The organism is Chitinophaga sp. 10T418 (genome assembly GCF_056394125.1).
Map to the genome: position 1 here is coordinate 90,234 of NZ_JBFTHG010000012.1, position 15,881 is coordinate 106,114.

The 15,881-nt window shown below is 44.3% G+C and carries 14 protein-coding genes; 4 read left to right on the forward strand and 10 right to left on the reverse strand.

Translation table 11 applies throughout. From position 1 onward, the window contains the following. Nucleotides 1–35 precede the first annotated feature (35 nt). The 5 genes from AC1DCV_RS28415 to AC1DCV_RS28435 all read right to left on the reverse strand — a co-directional run bounded on the left by AC1DCV_RS28415 (nt 36) and on the right by AC1DCV_RS28435 (nt 5,179). Complete coding sequence (locus AC1DCV_RS28415) at nt 36–1,061, reverse strand: hypothetical protein (RefSeq protein WP_477026357.1); 1,026 nt, start codon at nt 1,059–1,061, stop codon at nt 36–38. Beyond that, nucleotides 1,062–1,535, reverse strand: a complete 474-nt coding sequence (locus AC1DCV_RS28420; protein ID WP_477026358.1) for a hypothetical protein — start codon at nt 1,533–1,535, stop codon at nt 1,062–1,064. A gap of 184 nt (nt 1,536–1,719) precedes the next feature. After that, the gene (locus tag AC1DCV_RS28425; RefSeq protein ID WP_477026359.1) at nt 1,720–4,092 is read right to left on the reverse strand and encodes an ABC transporter permease; all 2,373 of its coding nucleotides are present in this window, start codon (nt 4,090–4,092) and stop codon (nt 1,720–1,722) included. A gap of 138 nt (nt 4,093–4,230) precedes the next feature. Beyond that, the gene (locus AC1DCV_RS28430) at nt 4,231–4,584 is read right to left on the reverse strand and encodes a GIY-YIG nuclease family protein (RefSeq protein ID WP_477026360.1); all 354 of its coding nucleotides are present in this window, start codon (nt 4,582–4,584) and stop codon (nt 4,231–4,233) included. A gap of 4 nt (nt 4,585–4,588) precedes the next feature. Beyond that, nucleotides 4,589–5,179, reverse strand: coding sequence for a TetR/AcrR family transcriptional regulator (locus AC1DCV_RS28435; RefSeq protein WP_477026361.1), 591 nt, complete (start codon nt 5,177–5,179; stop codon nt 4,589–4,591). A gap of 129 nt (nt 5,180–5,308) precedes the next feature. On the opposite strand from AC1DCV_RS28435, the gene AC1DCV_RS28440 reads away from it, so the two are divergent. Next, on the forward strand, nt 5,309–6,256 hold the full coding sequence (locus tag AC1DCV_RS28440) for a heme-binding domain-containing protein (RefSeq protein WP_477026362.1): 948 nt from the start codon (nt 5,309–5,311) through the stop codon (nt 6,254–6,256). A gap of 2 nt (nt 6,257–6,258) precedes the next feature. Beyond that, a complete protein-coding gene (locus AC1DCV_RS28445) occupies nt 6,259–6,726 on the forward strand; it encodes a cytochrome P460 family protein (protein WP_477026363.1) in 468 nt (155 codons plus the stop codon). 62 nt (nt 6,727–6,788) lie between these two features. Here the strand turns inward: AC1DCV_RS28445 and AC1DCV_RS28450 are convergent, their stop codons facing one another. Then, nucleotides 6,789–7,013: a hypothetical protein gene (locus AC1DCV_RS28450; RefSeq protein WP_477026364.1), complete on the reverse strand. Its 225-nt coding sequence runs from the start codon at nt 7,011–7,013 to the stop codon at nt 6,789–6,791. A gap of 114 nt (nt 7,014–7,127) precedes the next feature. On the opposite strand from AC1DCV_RS28450, the gene AC1DCV_RS28455 reads away from it, so the two are divergent. Both AC1DCV_RS28455 and AC1DCV_RS28460 read left to right on the forward strand, forming a co-directional pair. Continuing rightward, nucleotides 7,128–8,111 (forward strand): glycoside hydrolase family 43 protein, encoded by a 984-nt coding sequence (locus AC1DCV_RS28455; RefSeq protein ID WP_477026365.1) that lies wholly within the window; start codon nt 7,128–7,130, stop codon nt 8,109–8,111. An 89-nt stretch (nt 8,112–8,200) separates the two neighbouring features. Continuing rightward, complete coding sequence (locus AC1DCV_RS28460) at nt 8,201–10,636, forward strand: TonB-dependent siderophore receptor (RefSeq protein ID WP_477026366.1); 2,436 nt, start codon at nt 8,201–8,203, stop codon at nt 10,634–10,636. A gap of 151 nt (nt 10,637–10,787) precedes the next feature. Here the strand turns inward: AC1DCV_RS28460 and AC1DCV_RS28465 are convergent, their stop codons facing one another. The 4 genes from AC1DCV_RS28465 to AC1DCV_RS28480 form a co-directional block, all read right to left on the reverse strand. Continuing rightward, nucleotides 10,788–12,986 carry a peptidase domain-containing ABC transporter gene (locus AC1DCV_RS28465; protein ID WP_477026367.1) on the reverse strand — a complete coding sequence of 733 codons (2,199 nt, stop codon included), beginning with the start codon at nt 12,984–12,986 and terminating at the stop codon, nt 10,788–10,790. 8 nt (nt 12,987–12,994) lie between these two features. Then, nucleotides 12,995–13,999 (reverse strand): hypothetical protein, encoded by a 1,005-nt coding sequence (locus AC1DCV_RS28470; protein WP_477026368.1) that lies wholly within the window; start codon nt 13,997–13,999, stop codon nt 12,995–12,997. Nucleotides 14,000–14,052: 53 nt separating this feature from the next. After that, a complete protein-coding gene (locus AC1DCV_RS28475; RefSeq protein ID WP_477026369.1) occupies nt 14,053–15,393 on the reverse strand; it encodes a radical SAM protein in 1,341 nt (446 codons plus the stop codon). 98 nt (nt 15,394–15,491) lie between these two features. After that, nucleotides 15,492–15,731 (reverse strand): hypothetical protein, encoded by a 240-nt coding sequence (locus AC1DCV_RS28480; protein ID WP_441576962.1) that lies wholly within the window; start codon nt 15,729–15,731, stop codon nt 15,492–15,494. Between the last annotated feature and the right edge of the window lie 150 nt (nt 15,732–15,881).

Sequence of the window (15,881 nt, forward strand, 5' to 3'; positions counted from 1 at the left end):
TTAGTAGTAAGTAAGCAAATGAGACAAAAAAACGACTAATTGCGGTAGTGCAATTTTTCTTCTATCAGCTGTAGGATCCGCGTGAACTGTTGCCGGTTTTCAAGTAAGAGTGGAAGATAACATTCCTGCCAGGTAGTATGGAGCAATATGCTGTCGCCAAATAGTTTAGAGGGTACCAGCTCCACAGACTTTATATCGCTGTAGGCTATAAAGCGGTATTTCTTTTTGAAATAGATGTCAATGATGGGGTTGTTGTTACTTCCACGGCTCCAGCCGGACCTTCCCCATACCATATCTTTAAAGAGAAGGCCGTTTGTTCCGATTTCCAGTTGTATGATTTTTTGTCTGAAAATGAGGATACACAGAAAGAGTAAGCCTAAACCCAGCAACAGGAGACAAACGGATAGTATAAGGATAAATAGATCCGGATGACCGCCGAACAGGTCAATGATCATGTTGATGGACATCCACAGCAGCATACATCCCATGAAAAATAAGGCGCCGGCGAGTAAGTATTGTCTGAAGGGAGAAATATAAATCCGGGTGCCGTTACCAGGTAAACCAGGTACTACTGTTCCCTTGTCTGCGCGTGGTTCCGGGGTGGTTTTTGAAGCGCCCTGCTGGCTGCCCGTTTTGGTGGTGATTAAAGCAGCCAGTAGTTGTATATCTTTTCCGGAGAAATTATCCAGCCTGAGGTGTACGGACGCCCCGGTCTTCATATTCAGATCCAGCCGGTAAAATTTGTACCCGTTGATAACAGCATCTGTTAGGGTACAATGATGGATATCTCTGTAATAATAAAAAGTTTCCCTGTTTCCTGAATTCTTCGCCGCCAGGCCATCAGCATAAGTGTCTATATAACTGATGCTATCGGCTTTATAATGGGAGTCATATACATACCAACCCATTGCAGCCAGCAGGAGGGCGATAAAATAGTAAACAGGGATTTCATAGTTTAGGTTTGGGACAAGGTACCAGTATAACAGGTAGGTTAAGGCAGCAAAAATGAAGAACAGGAATATCAACTTATAATGGCGGAAGGAGAAACGCTGTTCTTTCATTTAGTTTGCTTTTGAGCTGGCCACGATATATGGCACAATGGAATCCTTGTAAAACTTCTCAGCTTCTTTGGCGGCACCGGGCAGGGTTTCGAAATAAATCTTATTGTCTGCCTTGTTTTCGAAGCCTACAAAGGTGTACGGACCATAGTCCTTAAAATTCAGATTAAATGAAAAGTGGGCATAGGTTTCATTGGTTTGTATAATATAAAAGCGGCTTTTGCTGAACTTTACTTTTACCTGGTGTATGCCCTTCGGAATGTTGATGACCCCGGTGGGAAATACGGTTTTTACTTCCAGGCTGTCAATACTGGTGATCTCTATATTATTACCGGTATAAAGTGATACACTGCTGTCGCCATGTATCAGATGTTTCAGTGAACGGATATTACTGCGTCCTTTGATTTCTGTACGTGCAAAGAAAAATACGCCCAGTAACAGGAGCAGGATATAAATAATATTCTTTAGTATTTTCATCAGTCAACGGTTAAAATCTACGGCTAAACTAATGACTTCGCCTGTTGCTGACCGTTCTTAATGCATATTCGTAGGTACCTATTGTATATTCGTCTTATCTAGTAGGATCTGCGTGATAAAAGTAATGGCCGGCTCATAGTTTCCCATGAATGACCGGCCATTGCCTTTGTATCTGTTGAATAGATTATTCTGCTTTTAAGCTCTTTACTGGGTTCATGAGCGCGGCTCTGATAGATTGGAAGCTGATCGTCAGCAGGGCTATCATCATGGCTGCCAGGCCCGCCAGTGCAAATACCCAGTAGTGAATCGTTACCCGGTAAGGGTATTTCTCCAGCCATTGGTCCATGGTATACCAGGCCACCGGGAAGGCAATGAGTGCTGCAATACCCACCAGTTTCAGGAAATCGGCAGACAGTAACCGGGTGATACCCGTAACACTGGCGCCCAATACCTTGCGGATACCAATTTCTTTTGTTCTGCGTTCAGCCGTATACGCTGCCAGGCCAAATAAGCCAAGGCAACTGATGATGATGGCCAGGGCGGCAAACAAACGGGAAAGCTGCTGCATCAATGTTTCATTTACAAACATGTCATTGAACTGATCGTCTGTAAACCGGTAAGTAAAGGGATAGGCAGGGTTGTATCGCTTCATCACTTCACCTATTTTAAGGAGGCTGGCTTCTTTGTTGGTGCCGGCATTCATTCGTACATACATGAGGGTAGCTTCTTCCGGCATGCAGTAAAATACCACCGGATCAGGGGTACCATACATATTGCCGTATACGTAATCTTTTATGACACCCACAATCCTGGAATGGACAACGCTGTCGCCATGAGGAGTCAATAAAGTTTTGCCAACAGCACTTCCTTTCCCCATTGCCTTTTCCAATGATTGGGTAATCAGTACATCCATGCCATTGGCCGCCGCTACCGGCTTGAAATCACTACCGGACACTATTTCCATACCGGAAGTACTAACAAACTCCGGACTGATGAGTCGTTGGGAGATCAAAATTTTATCCGTTTCCGGTTTGCCTTCCCAGGTAAGAGCATTTGTATTATTACCGCCGTCAATGGTAGCATGATCGGCCAGTGCCACATTTTGGACGGTACCAGTGGCCAGCAATGCATTTTTTATAGCGGGGAAATGCTGCACCATATCTCCTTTTACTTCCATGGAAATCAGGTTATCCTTATTGAATCCCAGGTTCCTGTTTTTTACATGTTGTATCTGCTGGTAAATGATCGCCGTACAAATGATTAATATGATGGACACGCTGAATTGCGCTACTACCAATCCTTTACGGATAAAAGTGGCACTGCCGGCCTTTATTTTCATGCCTTTCAATACAAAAACCGGATTGAAGGAGGAGAGATATAACGAAGGATAACTACCCGCTACCACACCGCAAACCATGGTGATCAACAATAGCGATCCGATGTGCATCGGATTGTTGAGACCCACAACGAGGTTTTTATCTACCAAAGCATTAAAACCCGGTAATACCACACATAATATTAAGAGGGCTATTCCTGCTGCCAGCAGCGACATGAATAATGCTTCGCTGATGAACTGTATGATCAGTTTACCTTTTCCGGCGCCCATTACTTTTCGGATACCCACTTCTTTTGCCCGCTTTTCACTCCGCGCGGTAGCCAGGTTCATGAAGTTAATACAGGCAATAAAAAGAATAATCCAGGCAATCAATGAAAACAGGTGCACATATTCAATCCGACCTCCGCTTTGCTGCCCGTTTTGAAACCGCGCCCGCAAACGCCAGTCGTTCATCGTAAATAAAAAAGCATGATTGATAGCCGCTGGATCATATCGCTGTATATAATTCTGCAGTTGATGATTAATCTTCCCCAGATCCGCATTAGGAGCCAGTTCCACATAGGTGCTTACGGCGTTGGAGTTCCATCTTTTTAAGTAACTATTGGCATTAACAGCTACATCAAAAGGAGCCACCCAGTCAAACCGGATACTCGAATTCTCCGGTATATCTTTTATCACACCAGATACCACATAAGGTTGTTTATTATCTACCATCACCGTTTTGCCAATCACATTTTTGGTATCACCAAAGAATTTCCGGGCAGTTTTTTCAGTAAGAACAATGGAATATAACTGCGGAAAGGCAGTGGCAGCATTACCGGATACAAATGGCAGCGTGAAAATATCAAACAGGCTGGAATCTGCGTACATACCTCCTGCATACAATGCTTTATCACCAATCGTAAACAAGGCGGTCGTCAATTCTTCTGTTGTGCGACAGGTTTGCCGGATACCGGGTATGTCTGCTTTAATGGCTGGGGCCATCGGACCGGGAGTAGACGAAAAGGTGCGGATACCATCATAATTCCAGTTCTCCATCACCTGGTAAATCTGATCTTTTTTTACATGACTATTGTCGAAAGTCACTTCATCTTCAATCCATAAATAAATAACCCCTGCACAAGCCAAACCTATTGCTAACCCAAAAATATTTAGGAAGCTGTAAGTCTTGTTTTTCCAGAGTGTTCTTAATGTGATTTTAAAGTAATTTTTAAACATCATGATATGTTCACCTTTTACAATAATGGTGAGGTTTGCATAAAAGACCAAGATAATGCCATGGTACTAATTATTGATAATTAATTATTTAGATAATGATCCCTGTCCGCTTTTAATGATACGGTGTCCGGTTTTGAACAATTAGTTTTTTTGATGATATCCCTTCTCACCATACGGCTCCAGCTCCATCATCGCCAGTTTTTCCATGGTCTTCACTTCCTGTTTCACGTCCACTGCGGGATCATTATTCTCTTTTATTACGGCTACTACCTCATACGCAAACTCTGATTCCCCCAGTTCCAGCCAGTCCCGCTGCAGTTGTTCATTAAAATGATTGCCCGTTTGTAACTGTACCCGCAGGGAGTTCCAGGCCCTGTCCAGGTCCATACTGCTGCCAATAAATACTTTGTTATTACGTGTATTGCGCAACTGATAAACCCCTTTTCGGAAAGTCATTTCTCTATATGCCTGCTTCAGTTCTTTTTTTGATGTCATGTGTTTAATTTTTTAATTGTCCGTCTATTAAATTGCCCGCCTGTTTCAGAAAAGCCGTGTAGCTTTCCGGATGCCGCCTGTTCAGGTATAAGGTGAGTAAGCCGATAATGCCATACAATAGGGCGGCTTTTTTTAACCCTGCATCCCTGGATGTCAGCATGCGCTTGTCGATACAGTAGGTCCAGTCGGCAGCGCACAGATCTTCGAGTAAGGATGTGACCAGCGCTGTGGTGGCTCCTTTGTTATCCATATCAGATAGCTTCTCCACAAAAAATAGTTCAAAGATGCCCGGGTATTGAATGAAGTATTCCATATAAGCCAGCATAATGGCTTTTAACCGTTTGTTGCCCGGTGTTATAGCCGCAGTATGACTCACCACATGCTCCCGGCACTCTTCCCGGAAATCCTTCACACAGAGGAATACCAGGTCCTTCACATCCTTGAAATAATTATACAGGGTAGCAAAAGAATAGCCGGCCCTGTCCGCAATATTGCGCACACTCACACTCTTCAGTCCCTCACTTTTCAGGATGTCTTTGGTGGCGGCAATAAAGTATCCTTTCACCCTTTGTTCCTGTATTTCCTTTTTATTCATAATTGTGCAAATATATTGAACACTGTTCAAAATGTGAAATAGTGTTAAATAAAGATACTTTTGCAACCTTGTAAGCGATTCATTGTTATGTGAATGCCTGTTTGATACGGTGCGCCAAATTGTTGGACTATGACACATAAAAAAAAGTGGAAGGTGGTACTGCTGATCCTGGTTGGCGGCTTTATTGGAATACAATTTATCCGCCCGCAGATAGATCATCCGCCGGTAACAGCAGATATGGATGTGCCACCCGCCGTAAAAGCAGTGTTACGAAAGGCTTGCTACGACTGCCATTCCAACGAAACCCACCTGGCCTGGTTCGATAAGATAACGCCCGCCAACTGGTTGGTCGCCAGCCACATCAGGGAGGGGAGGCAACTATTGAATTTTTCTCAATGGGATAGTATACCCAAAGACCAGCAAAAAGCAAAGCTCTTCGAATGCTTAAATCAGATGTCCTTTGACAGAATGCCCATTCCACAATATACCATGCTGCACCCGGAAGCAAAACTCAGCCCTGCCGATATCACCGTGCTGAAGGACTATCTATCCGGGCAGTTCGTGGCAGGGCCACCGGACAGTACCAAAACAATCGCTGCCAATAAACAATTCAATGCCTGGCTGGCGGCACCTTTAACACCATCAGTCAAGCCTGCGCCCAATGGCATCGGCTTTTTCCCGGAATATAAAAACTGGCAGGCTATCAGCACTACACAACGACTCGATAATGGCACCATGCGTGTAATTATGGGAAATGAGGTGGCCGTAAAAGCTATCCGGGAACAGCAAATCAATCCCTGGCCAGACGGCGCCACCTTCGTTAAAATAGCCTGGGATGAACAAACAGATACCCAGGGAAATATTATTCCGGGTGAGTTTAAGCAAGTGGAGTTTATGATCAAAGACAAACATAAATACGCCGACACGGATGGTTGGGGATGGGCCAGATGGAAGGGAATGCAATTGCAGCCCTATGGGAAAAATGCAATGTTCACAATGGAATGCACTGGCTGCCATAAACCCATGCGTGACAATGATTTTGTGTTTACCAAGCCCATTAACCTTTCAACGAAATAGCCATGAAGTATCGCTTATTTTTCATCGCCAGCATGGTACTGCTTAGCTGCGGTGGCAAGCATAGGACCAACGATTACAATACCGCTGCCGCCTTGCCGGATACCTTGTTGCTTCAACCGCAGGAATGGAAAGTTATTACCAGTAGTATCAATAAAACTACCCAAACCATGTCTACACTATATGGTAATGAGCTGGCAGTGAAAGCCGCCAGGAGCGGGCAGAGGGTCTATCCCGCCGGTGCATTGCTGTCGTTGGTTACCTGGAAACAACAACCGGATGATCACTGGTTTGGTGCCATTATTCCCGGCGCAGTGGAGTCTGTAGAACAGGTGTCATATACTGCAGGTAACATCTCCCCGGTATATACAAAGTATACAGGTAACAGGCTGGCGAAAAGTACGGAAAGCCCGGAAGATAGCCATAACAGGGCGAACTGGATCATACAACAGCGCGCATCTGTGATGCCGTGAAACATGCAAGCGGTATCAACTTATCCGTTTCGCCTTCTTCAACGCAATTTTAAAAACGAACATCATGTAAAGTGATCGATAGATATATATGGAAAATTGCTGAACGGTGAAATGCTGCTGCTTTTAATTACCAGCTCTCCGGCAAACGGTTTGTTCAGTTCTTTCACGGCCATCTGGGTGAGCCGTTCCTGCTGACTATACAGGACACCACCTGCTATAGTCACTAATAACACAAACACGCCTATGATGATCAATAGTAGTCTGATGATTTTTTTTCCCCTCTTCATGTAAACTGCCTTTCTATGCGATAAAAGTATGAAAAAAGCATACTGAAAATTTATCATCTCTAAAACGCCACACGTTTTTTATTATTTTTAACGATTCATATTAATTGCAGCTACATGAAAAAAATAATAGCGTTGTTACTATTGGCGGGAAGTGCGCAAATCAGCACGGCCCAGCAGAAGAAGTTGGATAAGCTATCCGGCAACCCCGTATTCCCGGGCTGGTACGCTGATCCGGAGGGCGTGGTATTTGGTAAAACATACTGGATTTATCCCACCTGGTCTGCTGCCTATGAGCAACAGGTATTCTTTGATGCTTTCTCTTCTCCTGACCTGGTTACCTGGACAAAGCATCCGCAAATCCTGGACACGGCTGCCATCAAATGGGCGAAACGTGCCATGTGGGCGCCTGCCATCGTAGAAAAGGGCCAGCGTTATTACTTATTCTTCGGAGCGAACGATATTCAAAGCAATCAGGAAACCGGTGGTATTGGTGTGGCGGTAGCAGATAATCCTGCCGGCCCCTTTAAAGATTACCTCGGCAAACCCCTCATCGATAAAATCATTAACAAAGCCCAGCCTATTGACCAATACGTTTTCCGGGACAGTGACGGGAAGTATTACCTCATCTACGGTGGCTGGGGACATTGTAATATTGCCCGGTTAAAGGATGATTTCACGGGCTTCCTGCCTTTTGAAGACGGCACCACCTTCCGGGAAATTACGCCGGAAAAATATGTGGAAGGCCCTACCATGTTCAAGAAGGACGGTAAGTACTACTTTATGTGGTCAGAAGGCGGCTGGACAGGCCCCGACTACAGCGTAGCCTACGCAATCGCTGATTCCCCCATGGGGCCCTTTAAACGGATCGGCAAAATACTGGAGCAGGATCCGGCTATCGCTACCGGCGCCGGTCACCATTCGGTGATTAGCATACCAAACGAAAATCGCTGGTATATTGTGTATCATCGCCGTCCACTCACCGAGAAGGCCGCCAATTCCCGCGAAACCTGTATCGACAGAATGTATTTTGATAAAGACGGACACATAAAACCCGTGAAAATTACGCGCGAAGGCGTCACCAAAGCCGTGATCCGTTAGACAATTTCCGGATTGCGTAAAAAAGATTCCGGATTGGATCACCGGGCCAGTCTTGCCTGCACCAATTTTGCACCACTAAAAAGCAAAACATGAGCAAGCAGACTGGCTTTGTATTTCTGATAATGGCCTTCCTCTTTACTTCAGTGCGGGTAATGGCAGAAGATGAAAATGGTGGTACTATCAGAGGTAAAGTGTTGACTACAGACGGTAAAGCCGCTACAGATGTCGTAATTCTCCTGAAAGAAACCAACGAATCGGCCATATCTGAAACAGACGGTTCTTTTACATTTGACCACGTGAAGCCGGGTAGTTATCACCTGATTGTTACCCTGATGGGATATACTCCGGTAGAAGAACAGGTGATGGTAAATGCCGGCAAAACCACTAATATCCGCCTGCAATTGGCCGTATCCAGCAAAGCACTCAAAGAAGTAGTGGTAACAGGCACCCATAATAAACTAATCAAAACATCCAGCTATGATGTGGCTAAGATGCCACTGAAAAACCTCGAGAATCCGCAGGTATATAGTACCATCACAAAAGATCTGCTGCAGCAGCAGGTAATATTTTCGGTAGATGATGCACTGAAAAATGCACCCGGATTAACGCGCATGTGGGATGCTACCGGCCGTGGTGGCGATGGTGGCGGCTATTATAACCTTCGTGGTTTCATTGTACAGAGTAAACTGCGCAATGGCCTGGCAGGAAATGTAACAGCTAAAATTGATGCCTATAACCTCGAACAGGTGGAAGTGATCAAAGGCCCTTCGGCTACCTTATTTGGTAACAGCCTCACGTCTTATGGCGGATTAATTAACCGCGTCACCAAAAAGCCTTACGATCATTTTGGCGGAGACGTGACTTATGCCATGGGGAGCTATGGCTTTAACCGCGTAAGCGCAGATGTAAACACGCCACTGGACAAGGAAAAAGATGTATTACTGAGAATCAATACCGCTTATAATTATGAAGGCAGCTGGCAGGACTATGGCTTCAATAAAAACTTTGCTTTCGCTCCCAGCTTATCTTACAGGGTCAACGATCGCTTGTCGTTTCTCTTCGACGCGGAGTTTTCTACCGGACAAAATACAGGTCTGAATGTGTTTTTCTTCCCTTATCAGCAAACCGTTGCATCGCTGGGAACTAATCGTGCCGATGAGCTGAAAATAGATTATAACCGTGCCTATGCCCGGAATGACCTGTACCAGACCTCCCGTAATACCAATATTTTCGGGCAGATGAAGTACAAAATATCTGAACAGTGGAACATGAGTACCAATATCAGCTCCACCAACAGCTTCTCAAATGGTCCTTCGCCTTACTTTTATCTCTTGTCGGATGCTGCGGCCACCGGCGTATCCGGCGCGACAGGCAGTAATTACATATCCCGCAACGACCAGTTTACCGATAACAGTAAAGATAATATCCTGGAGATACAACATAATTTCAACGGCGACTTCAAAATCGGTAGCCTGAGAAACCGGTTTGTAGGTGGACTGGATTATTTCTATCATAATTCCAATCAGTTCTTTGGTGGAGGGACTTACGATACCATTCCTTCTCATGGTGAAATTCCAACTTACGCCAACTTTAACCGACGTAACCTGGACACCTTGTATGCTAATCACGCTCTTGGATTTACGTTTCCATCCCGTGCCCTTTCCAGTACCTACAGTGCTTACGTTTCGGATCTGCTGAACCTCACGGACAACCTGATGGTAATGGCCGCTCTGCGCGTGGATTATTTTGATAATAAAGGCAGCTATAATGATGTGAAAGGAATCTACGAAGGGGGCTATAATCAGACGGCATTCTCTCCTAAACTGGGTATCGTGTACGAGCCACTGAAAGACAGGGTTTCCCTGTTTGCCAACTACCAGAACGGATTTGCCAATCAGACAGGTACTACGGCAGCAGGTAAAGCATTTAAACCGGAGCAGGCCAATCAGCTCGAAGGTGGTGTGAAACTGCAGTTATTTAATGGTCGTATCAATGGTACCTTCAGTTATTACAACATCAAAGTAAAAGATGTGCTTCGTCCGGATGCTGCCAATCCCAATTTTTCTGTACAGGATGGAACGCAGGTGAGCAAAGGGTTTGAGGCAGAAGTAATTGCTAACCCTTTCCAGGGATTTAATGTGGTGGCAGGTTTTGCTTACAACGATTCTAAATACGAAGCGGCTGCGAAAGACGTGGAAGGCATGCGGCCCGCTACCGCCGGCGCACCTTCTGTGGCGAACCTCTGGCTCAGCTATCGCATTTCTGCAGGTGTGGCCGATGGATTAGGGTTTGGATTTGGTGGTAACTATGCCAGCGATAATAAAATTCAGAATGACAGAACAGTAGGTACTTTCTTCTTACCCTCTTACACTGTGTTAAATGCCAGTATCTTTTACGATCAGCCACGTTTCAGGGTAGCATTGAAAATGGATAATATTACTGATAAACACTACTGGATCGGCTATACGACAGTGAATCCACAGAAACCAAGAAGCGTTACCGGTACGGTATCGTTTAAGTTCTAATATCATTGTAATCCGGATCAGGCAAGTGTTTAGGGGATTAAAAAGGGGGCTTAGCCCCCTTGATAGTTTATAAGTTTGGGTTACCAGGCTCAGAACTATAAACCTGGCTAACGATTAAAAAAACCTTTCCCGGGTGTGGTTGACATCTGCCTCAGGTGCCAAGTTCCAGCTGGTTCCGGATAAGCTCAAAGTATTTGTTTCTGCTTTGAACCAGCTCGGTATGCGTACCGTGTTCTATTATTTCTCCTTTTTCCAGCACAATGATCTGATCGGCATTCTTAACGGTACTCAACCGGTGCGCAACGATGACTACTGTCTTGTTTTTCATGAAACTATCAAGGTTATTAATAATGGCCTTTTCATTTCTGGCGTCAAGAGAGCTGGTGGCTTCATCTAAATAGAGGAAGTCGGGATTTTTATAAACTGCTCTTGCAATCAATATTCTTTGCTTTTGCCCACCGCTGAGATCCGCTCCGGAATTACCTATTTTAGTATTGAATTTCATTGGCAGGCTATTAATGAAATCATCAAGACAAGCAATTCTCAGCGCTTCCCAGAGGCGTTGGATATCAGGGGTCTCGTCCGATAATGCAATATTTTCCAGTATGGTACCGCTAAAAATATATCCATCCTGCATAACGATACCACAACGGTTTCTCCAGTGATCTGTATTCACGTTTCTCATATCAGTGTTATCAATTGAAATGCGCCCGTTTTGTAGCGAATAAAACCCAAGTAACAATTTAAGGAGGGTTGTTTTACCGCTCCCACTGCTACCTACAATGGCCGTAATTTGCCCTTTGGGAATGTGTAGGGAGATGTTTTTAAGCACATAAGGCTGATAACTCCCATCATATTTAAAACTCACATCCTCGAGGAATATTCCATCGTGTATCACATCCGGAGGAGGGACTTTGTCCGCATTGTTTTCGTCCTCTTTCCTATGGATTTCGTCAATGCGTTCCACCGAAATGATTGCTTCCTGTGCTATGCGCATAAAGTCAGCGAGCGACTCTATGGGTGCGGAAAGCATGCCGGTAATATAGCCTATGCCCATCATTTCGCCTATGGTAATGTTGCCGTGTATCACCCAAACGGCGCATAAGGCATTGATGATAATATTTTTAAGCTGGGTAATTGCACTTACGCCCATCGTTTGATAAAGATTAAGGCGAAGTGATTGCAATTTTAACTGGTAAAGCTCCAGTTGTATCTTTCTCCAGGTACTGACCTTATTTTGCTGGGCATTATTGATTTTCACCTCGCGCATACCAGTAATCAACTCCATTTGTGCATTTCGGTTTTCTGAAGCCAGCCGGAAATTGTAATAGTCAATATTCTTTCTTTGCGCCTGGAATAAGAATATCCAGGTGATGGAAAACGCGCTCATAAAGAAGAATACCGGGAAGACCGGCGCATTATAATGAAGTAGCCGGACAGACAGTATTGTTATCAGTACAATGGAAAACAATGTCTGAATGATGCGTTGAGTGAGGAATAATTCTATCCTCTGCTGATCATCAATTCGTTGAAGTATGTCAGCGTTCATTCTGTTGTCAAAAAAACGTACCGGCAGCCTTATAAGTTTATAGAGGAACTGTGAAACCACTTCCATACTCACCTGAGTGCTGAAACGTACACCTATCAAACCACGCAGCCAGTCAAATAAAATCTGCCCCATCAGAATCCCCCCCTGGAAAAGCAATACCGCCCATACTACATTGATGTTTTTTTGGTTGATACCTTTATCAACGAGTTGCTGCATTGTAATGGGCAACAAATAGGCCAGGGAAGTACTCAAAAGAAGAAAGACTATGAGCAGTAGCAGTTTTCCGCGGTGCGCCCGAAGATGATGCACCGTAAAGGCTATCCCTTTTTTTAAGGCTTCCCATTTTTGCACCGGCGGGCAAGGCGCAGCAAGAAATTCTTCTGTCGGTATTAATAGCAAGGCAACGCCTTTTTCATTGTTGCCTTGCCACATACGCACAAATTCACGGGCCGGCATTTTTATTCTGCCATAACCGGGATCTGAAATATAGAAATAACCTTTTTCTGATATTTTATATAACACCACAAAATGATCCTGCTTCCAGTGCAATATACATGGCAGTACTTTGTTCCTGGTCAGGCTTTCTACCGTCATCTGGTATACCGTTGCATTAAAATGCAGTGCCCGGGCTGCAGTGATCAGGTCGCCCATTGTAATTCCGGATCGCGTTACAGCACAGATGTCGCGCAGGTGGGCAAGACTACAATCTTTTCCGTAGTACTTCAGGATGATTTTCAGGCAGGTTGGGCCGCAATCTGAAAACTCCAACTGTGTGAAGTGAGGGAATCTTTTCATCATCATGCAGTAGTTTAAACGGTTGGCGCCGTAATAGCCGTGGGGCTTACGCCCAATTTTTTCTCCAGGGTATTACAGAACATTTCATAGTTGTTATGCTTTGTAATATCGTATTCATACTGTAACAATAAATCCAGAAAACAACGGATGACCAGCTTCTGTACGTTCTTGGCAGCTTGTCTGAATGAGTCAAAGCAGTCGTTCAGCATCCCGATAAATTCAACAGGGCTTCCATGATAATAAGTATGCAATAGCATCACTATATCAAAGCCATCCTTGTTAATAGCCGGTGCCGCTATTTTCTCGTAAATGGAAGCACATAACAGGCGCATAAATGTGTCCTGCTCGCTGCTGCTAAAAACACCGGGGCGCTGCAGTTCCATCAGCATCTGACGGAAGATATGCCAGAGCATTGTACGCTGATCGTCCGGTTGCAGGGCGAGCAAAGCAGTTGTTATATATTCCTTTCCTGGTTTCCGGATTCCCGTGAACGTGAAGCAGAAGAGGCTTTCTGCTTCTATACGTGCAGCTTCCAGGTCTTTTTTCCGGAACTGCACCCGCAACCTGTTCAGCCATTGTTCCTGTATAGAGGATACTATCAAAGGAAATAGCTTAGCCTGTTCTTCACAATGCTGTATGGCTGTGTCAAGTTCCTGAAGAGCTACATCCAGGTTGCCCTGTACATGTTGCCGGTAGGCCGACATCGCCCAGAAGATTAGTTCCATCCCGGCTTTTATGCGACTATCAAAATTCCGGTCAAGTGCAACAATTTTTCCAAACAGCATCTCAGATGTATGCAGCTCCCTTTTCTTCAGGTGTTGCAGGCATGTTTCATAACAATAGAAATGATAGAACATCTTCCTGATTTCATCATTACTCAGTTCTTCGCTGTAGGCTTCTTCCAGCTTATTATAAATATGATAGGTGGCACTTTTGCCGGAAGGGGCATCAATGGCTTCTATTGAACCAAACTGATACAGGAAGTTATCAATCGCATTATTCATTTCGTAGTTGTTCATATATCGTTGTATGGAGGTGAGGAATAATTGAAATAATGAAAGGGGCCATCCGTTTATTGGGTTAGCATTTTTCTCAAAAACAACCGCTCATCGATATTGAATTTAAATGATGGGCATGCAGGAGTACCAAAATTCCACTCTTTGGGGCAAGAGCCGCCGCAAACAGGAAGAAAAGTACATTTCTTGCACCAGGTGTCGTTGGTAGGGATTTCGTCGTACCAATGTCTCATAATAGCATTGCTGGTGTCTACTTTTTCGACCTGCCGAAGATTTCCTGATACGTAGGGTGTATTAAAATAGGAGGTAGTATAGGGTACATCCCAACAGGTTGAAATATTGCCATGCGCATCGAACACTTCTGCGGATTCATCAACCACCATACAGGTATAGGTACTGCGTTGAGGTATCAGGTTGCCGGGATTGAGTGCTTTGTATTCCTGCAGCTTCATAAAAACTTCTATCTCGAACTGTGCAAAGTCTTCTTTACTGATACCATGCACTTTGCTGGCTCCGTTATCCCCCCAGTCATGCACCGCTGAGATATAAAAACCAACTTTACCCAGTATACCAGCTGCATTCATCTGTTCCAGCAGTTCAAATACATTTTCTTTATTCTCTGCGTCAACATTGCAACGGATATTAATGCGCGCGCCGGATGTGGCAAAGAAATCAGACAAGGCTATGGCCACCACATTATTGAAAATGATCTCAAAAGAGGCAGTACCATTTTTCAGCATCCTGCGTTTATCGTGAAAATCGGCGGTCCCGTCAATGGTAATCTGGTAGTCCATTATTTTATATTGCGTTACCAGTTTTTCAAAGAGGTCTTGCTTCAGTGCCAGCGCGTTGGTGATAATTTCTGCTTCATATCGCAGGTTATGTACAGCGGCCAGTTGCATGAGCCTTTGCGAGTTGTATTCAATGCTGCTCAGCCCTGTGATGGGTTCTCCGCCATACCAGGTAATATACAGTATACTGATATCCTTTCCTTTGGAAATAATTTTTTCTTCAATCCTGCTGATCATAAGGTCAGCCACCGTTTCATTCATCACATGCTTGGTATGGCTTTGTCCGCAGTAATGGCAACCTAACTGGCAATTGGCGGAAGGTTGGATGGTGTAACTAAGTGTTTTACGATCCTTTACTTCTGTTTTATTATATTCAAGAATACTCTTCAATTCATCTTCTCCTTCAGGAACCAGCACTTCGTTGCGTATCAGTTTTTTCTGCAGATCTATGGAAAGTTGCTCATATTCGCCTGATTGAAGCAATGCCACATGATTGTTTGGCAACTCAATGGCAACACCTGTTCTGGTAACATATACGAGTGAGTGATCAGGCATTATATCAGCATCCTGGCTCACGTATACATACCTGGATAATTTAAATTTCATAATAAATATTTTATGTGAAAAACGGATCATTAAAGAACAATACTGCCTTACGGGGCGGTATTGCCTGGAGATGATGTAATCATTCCTGGTACAGATGACTAATAAATCTTACAGCCATTATCAGTACAGTCGCAACTACTCTTATAGGTTCCGCAGGTATTGCCGGCGCAGGTGCCATCAGATTCTACCTGATCTATACATGGGCCGGCAGCGTTACCACCCTGCAGGTGAAACGTACTTTCTTCATTGATGATCAGAAAATCATCCTGGTTCTCTTTTTGTTGTTGCAGCGCAATATTCTGCCGAAGCATCAGCGCTTTGAGTTTTGAATTTTTCATAAATTGAGTTTAAGGAAAAATAACAGGCATAGCGATTTACATCTGTATGCCATTCAGATGCACCGGGTGTTGCAATCAACCGGTTTTTATATATCCGGAATATATTTCTTTGTTACCAGGTAATAACTTTGCTATGCATTGCAGGCAGGT

Coding starts and splice junctions, on each gene's coding strand:
- AC1DCV_RS28480 (WP_441576962.1), bottom strand. CDS start 15,731: ATGAAAAATTCAAAACTCAAAGCGCTGATGCTTCGGCAGAATATTGCG.
- AC1DCV_RS28415 (WP_477026357.1), bottom strand. CDS start 1,061: ATGAAAGAACAGCGTTTCTCCTTCCGCCATTATAAGTTGATATTCCTG.
- AC1DCV_RS28470 (WP_477026368.1), bottom strand. CDS start 13,999: ATGAACAACTACGAAATGAATAATGCGATTGATAACTTCCTGTATCAG.
- AC1DCV_RS28445 (WP_477026363.1), top strand. CDS start 6,259: ATGAAGTATCGCTTATTTTTCATCGCCAGCATGGTACTGCTTAGCTGC.
- AC1DCV_RS28465 (WP_477026367.1), bottom strand. CDS start 12,986: ATGATGATGAAAAGATTCCCTCACTTCACACAGTTGGAGTTTTCAGAT.
- AC1DCV_RS28460 (WP_477026366.1), top strand. CDS start 8,201: ATGAGCAAGCAGACTGGCTTTGTATTTCTGATAATGGCCTTCCTCTTT.
- AC1DCV_RS28425 (WP_477026359.1), bottom strand. CDS start 4,092: ATGATGTTTAAAAATTACTTTAAAATCACATTAAGAACACTCTGGAAA.
- AC1DCV_RS28450 (WP_477026364.1), bottom strand. CDS start 7,013: ATGAAGAGGGGAAAAAAAATCATCAGACTACTATTGATCATCATAGGC.
- AC1DCV_RS28430 (WP_477026360.1), bottom strand. CDS start 4,584: ATGACATCAAAAAAAGAACTGAAGCAGGCATATAGAGAAATGACTTTC.
- AC1DCV_RS28440 (WP_477026362.1), top strand. CDS start 5,309: ATGACACATAAAAAAAAGTGGAAGGTGGTACTGCTGATCCTGGTTGGC.
- AC1DCV_RS28455 (WP_477026365.1), top strand. CDS start 7,128: ATGAAAAAAATAATAGCGTTGTTACTATTGGCGGGAAGTGCGCAAATC.
- AC1DCV_RS28475 (WP_477026369.1), bottom strand. CDS start 15,393: ATGAAATTTAAATTATCCAGGTATGTATACGTGAGCCAGGATGCTGAT.
- AC1DCV_RS28435 (WP_477026361.1), bottom strand. CDS start 5,179: ATGAATAAAAAGGAAATACAGGAACAAAGGGTGAAAGGATACTTTATT.
- AC1DCV_RS28420 (WP_477026358.1), bottom strand. CDS start 1,535: ATGAAAATACTAAAGAATATTATTTATATCCTGCTCCTGTTACTGGGC.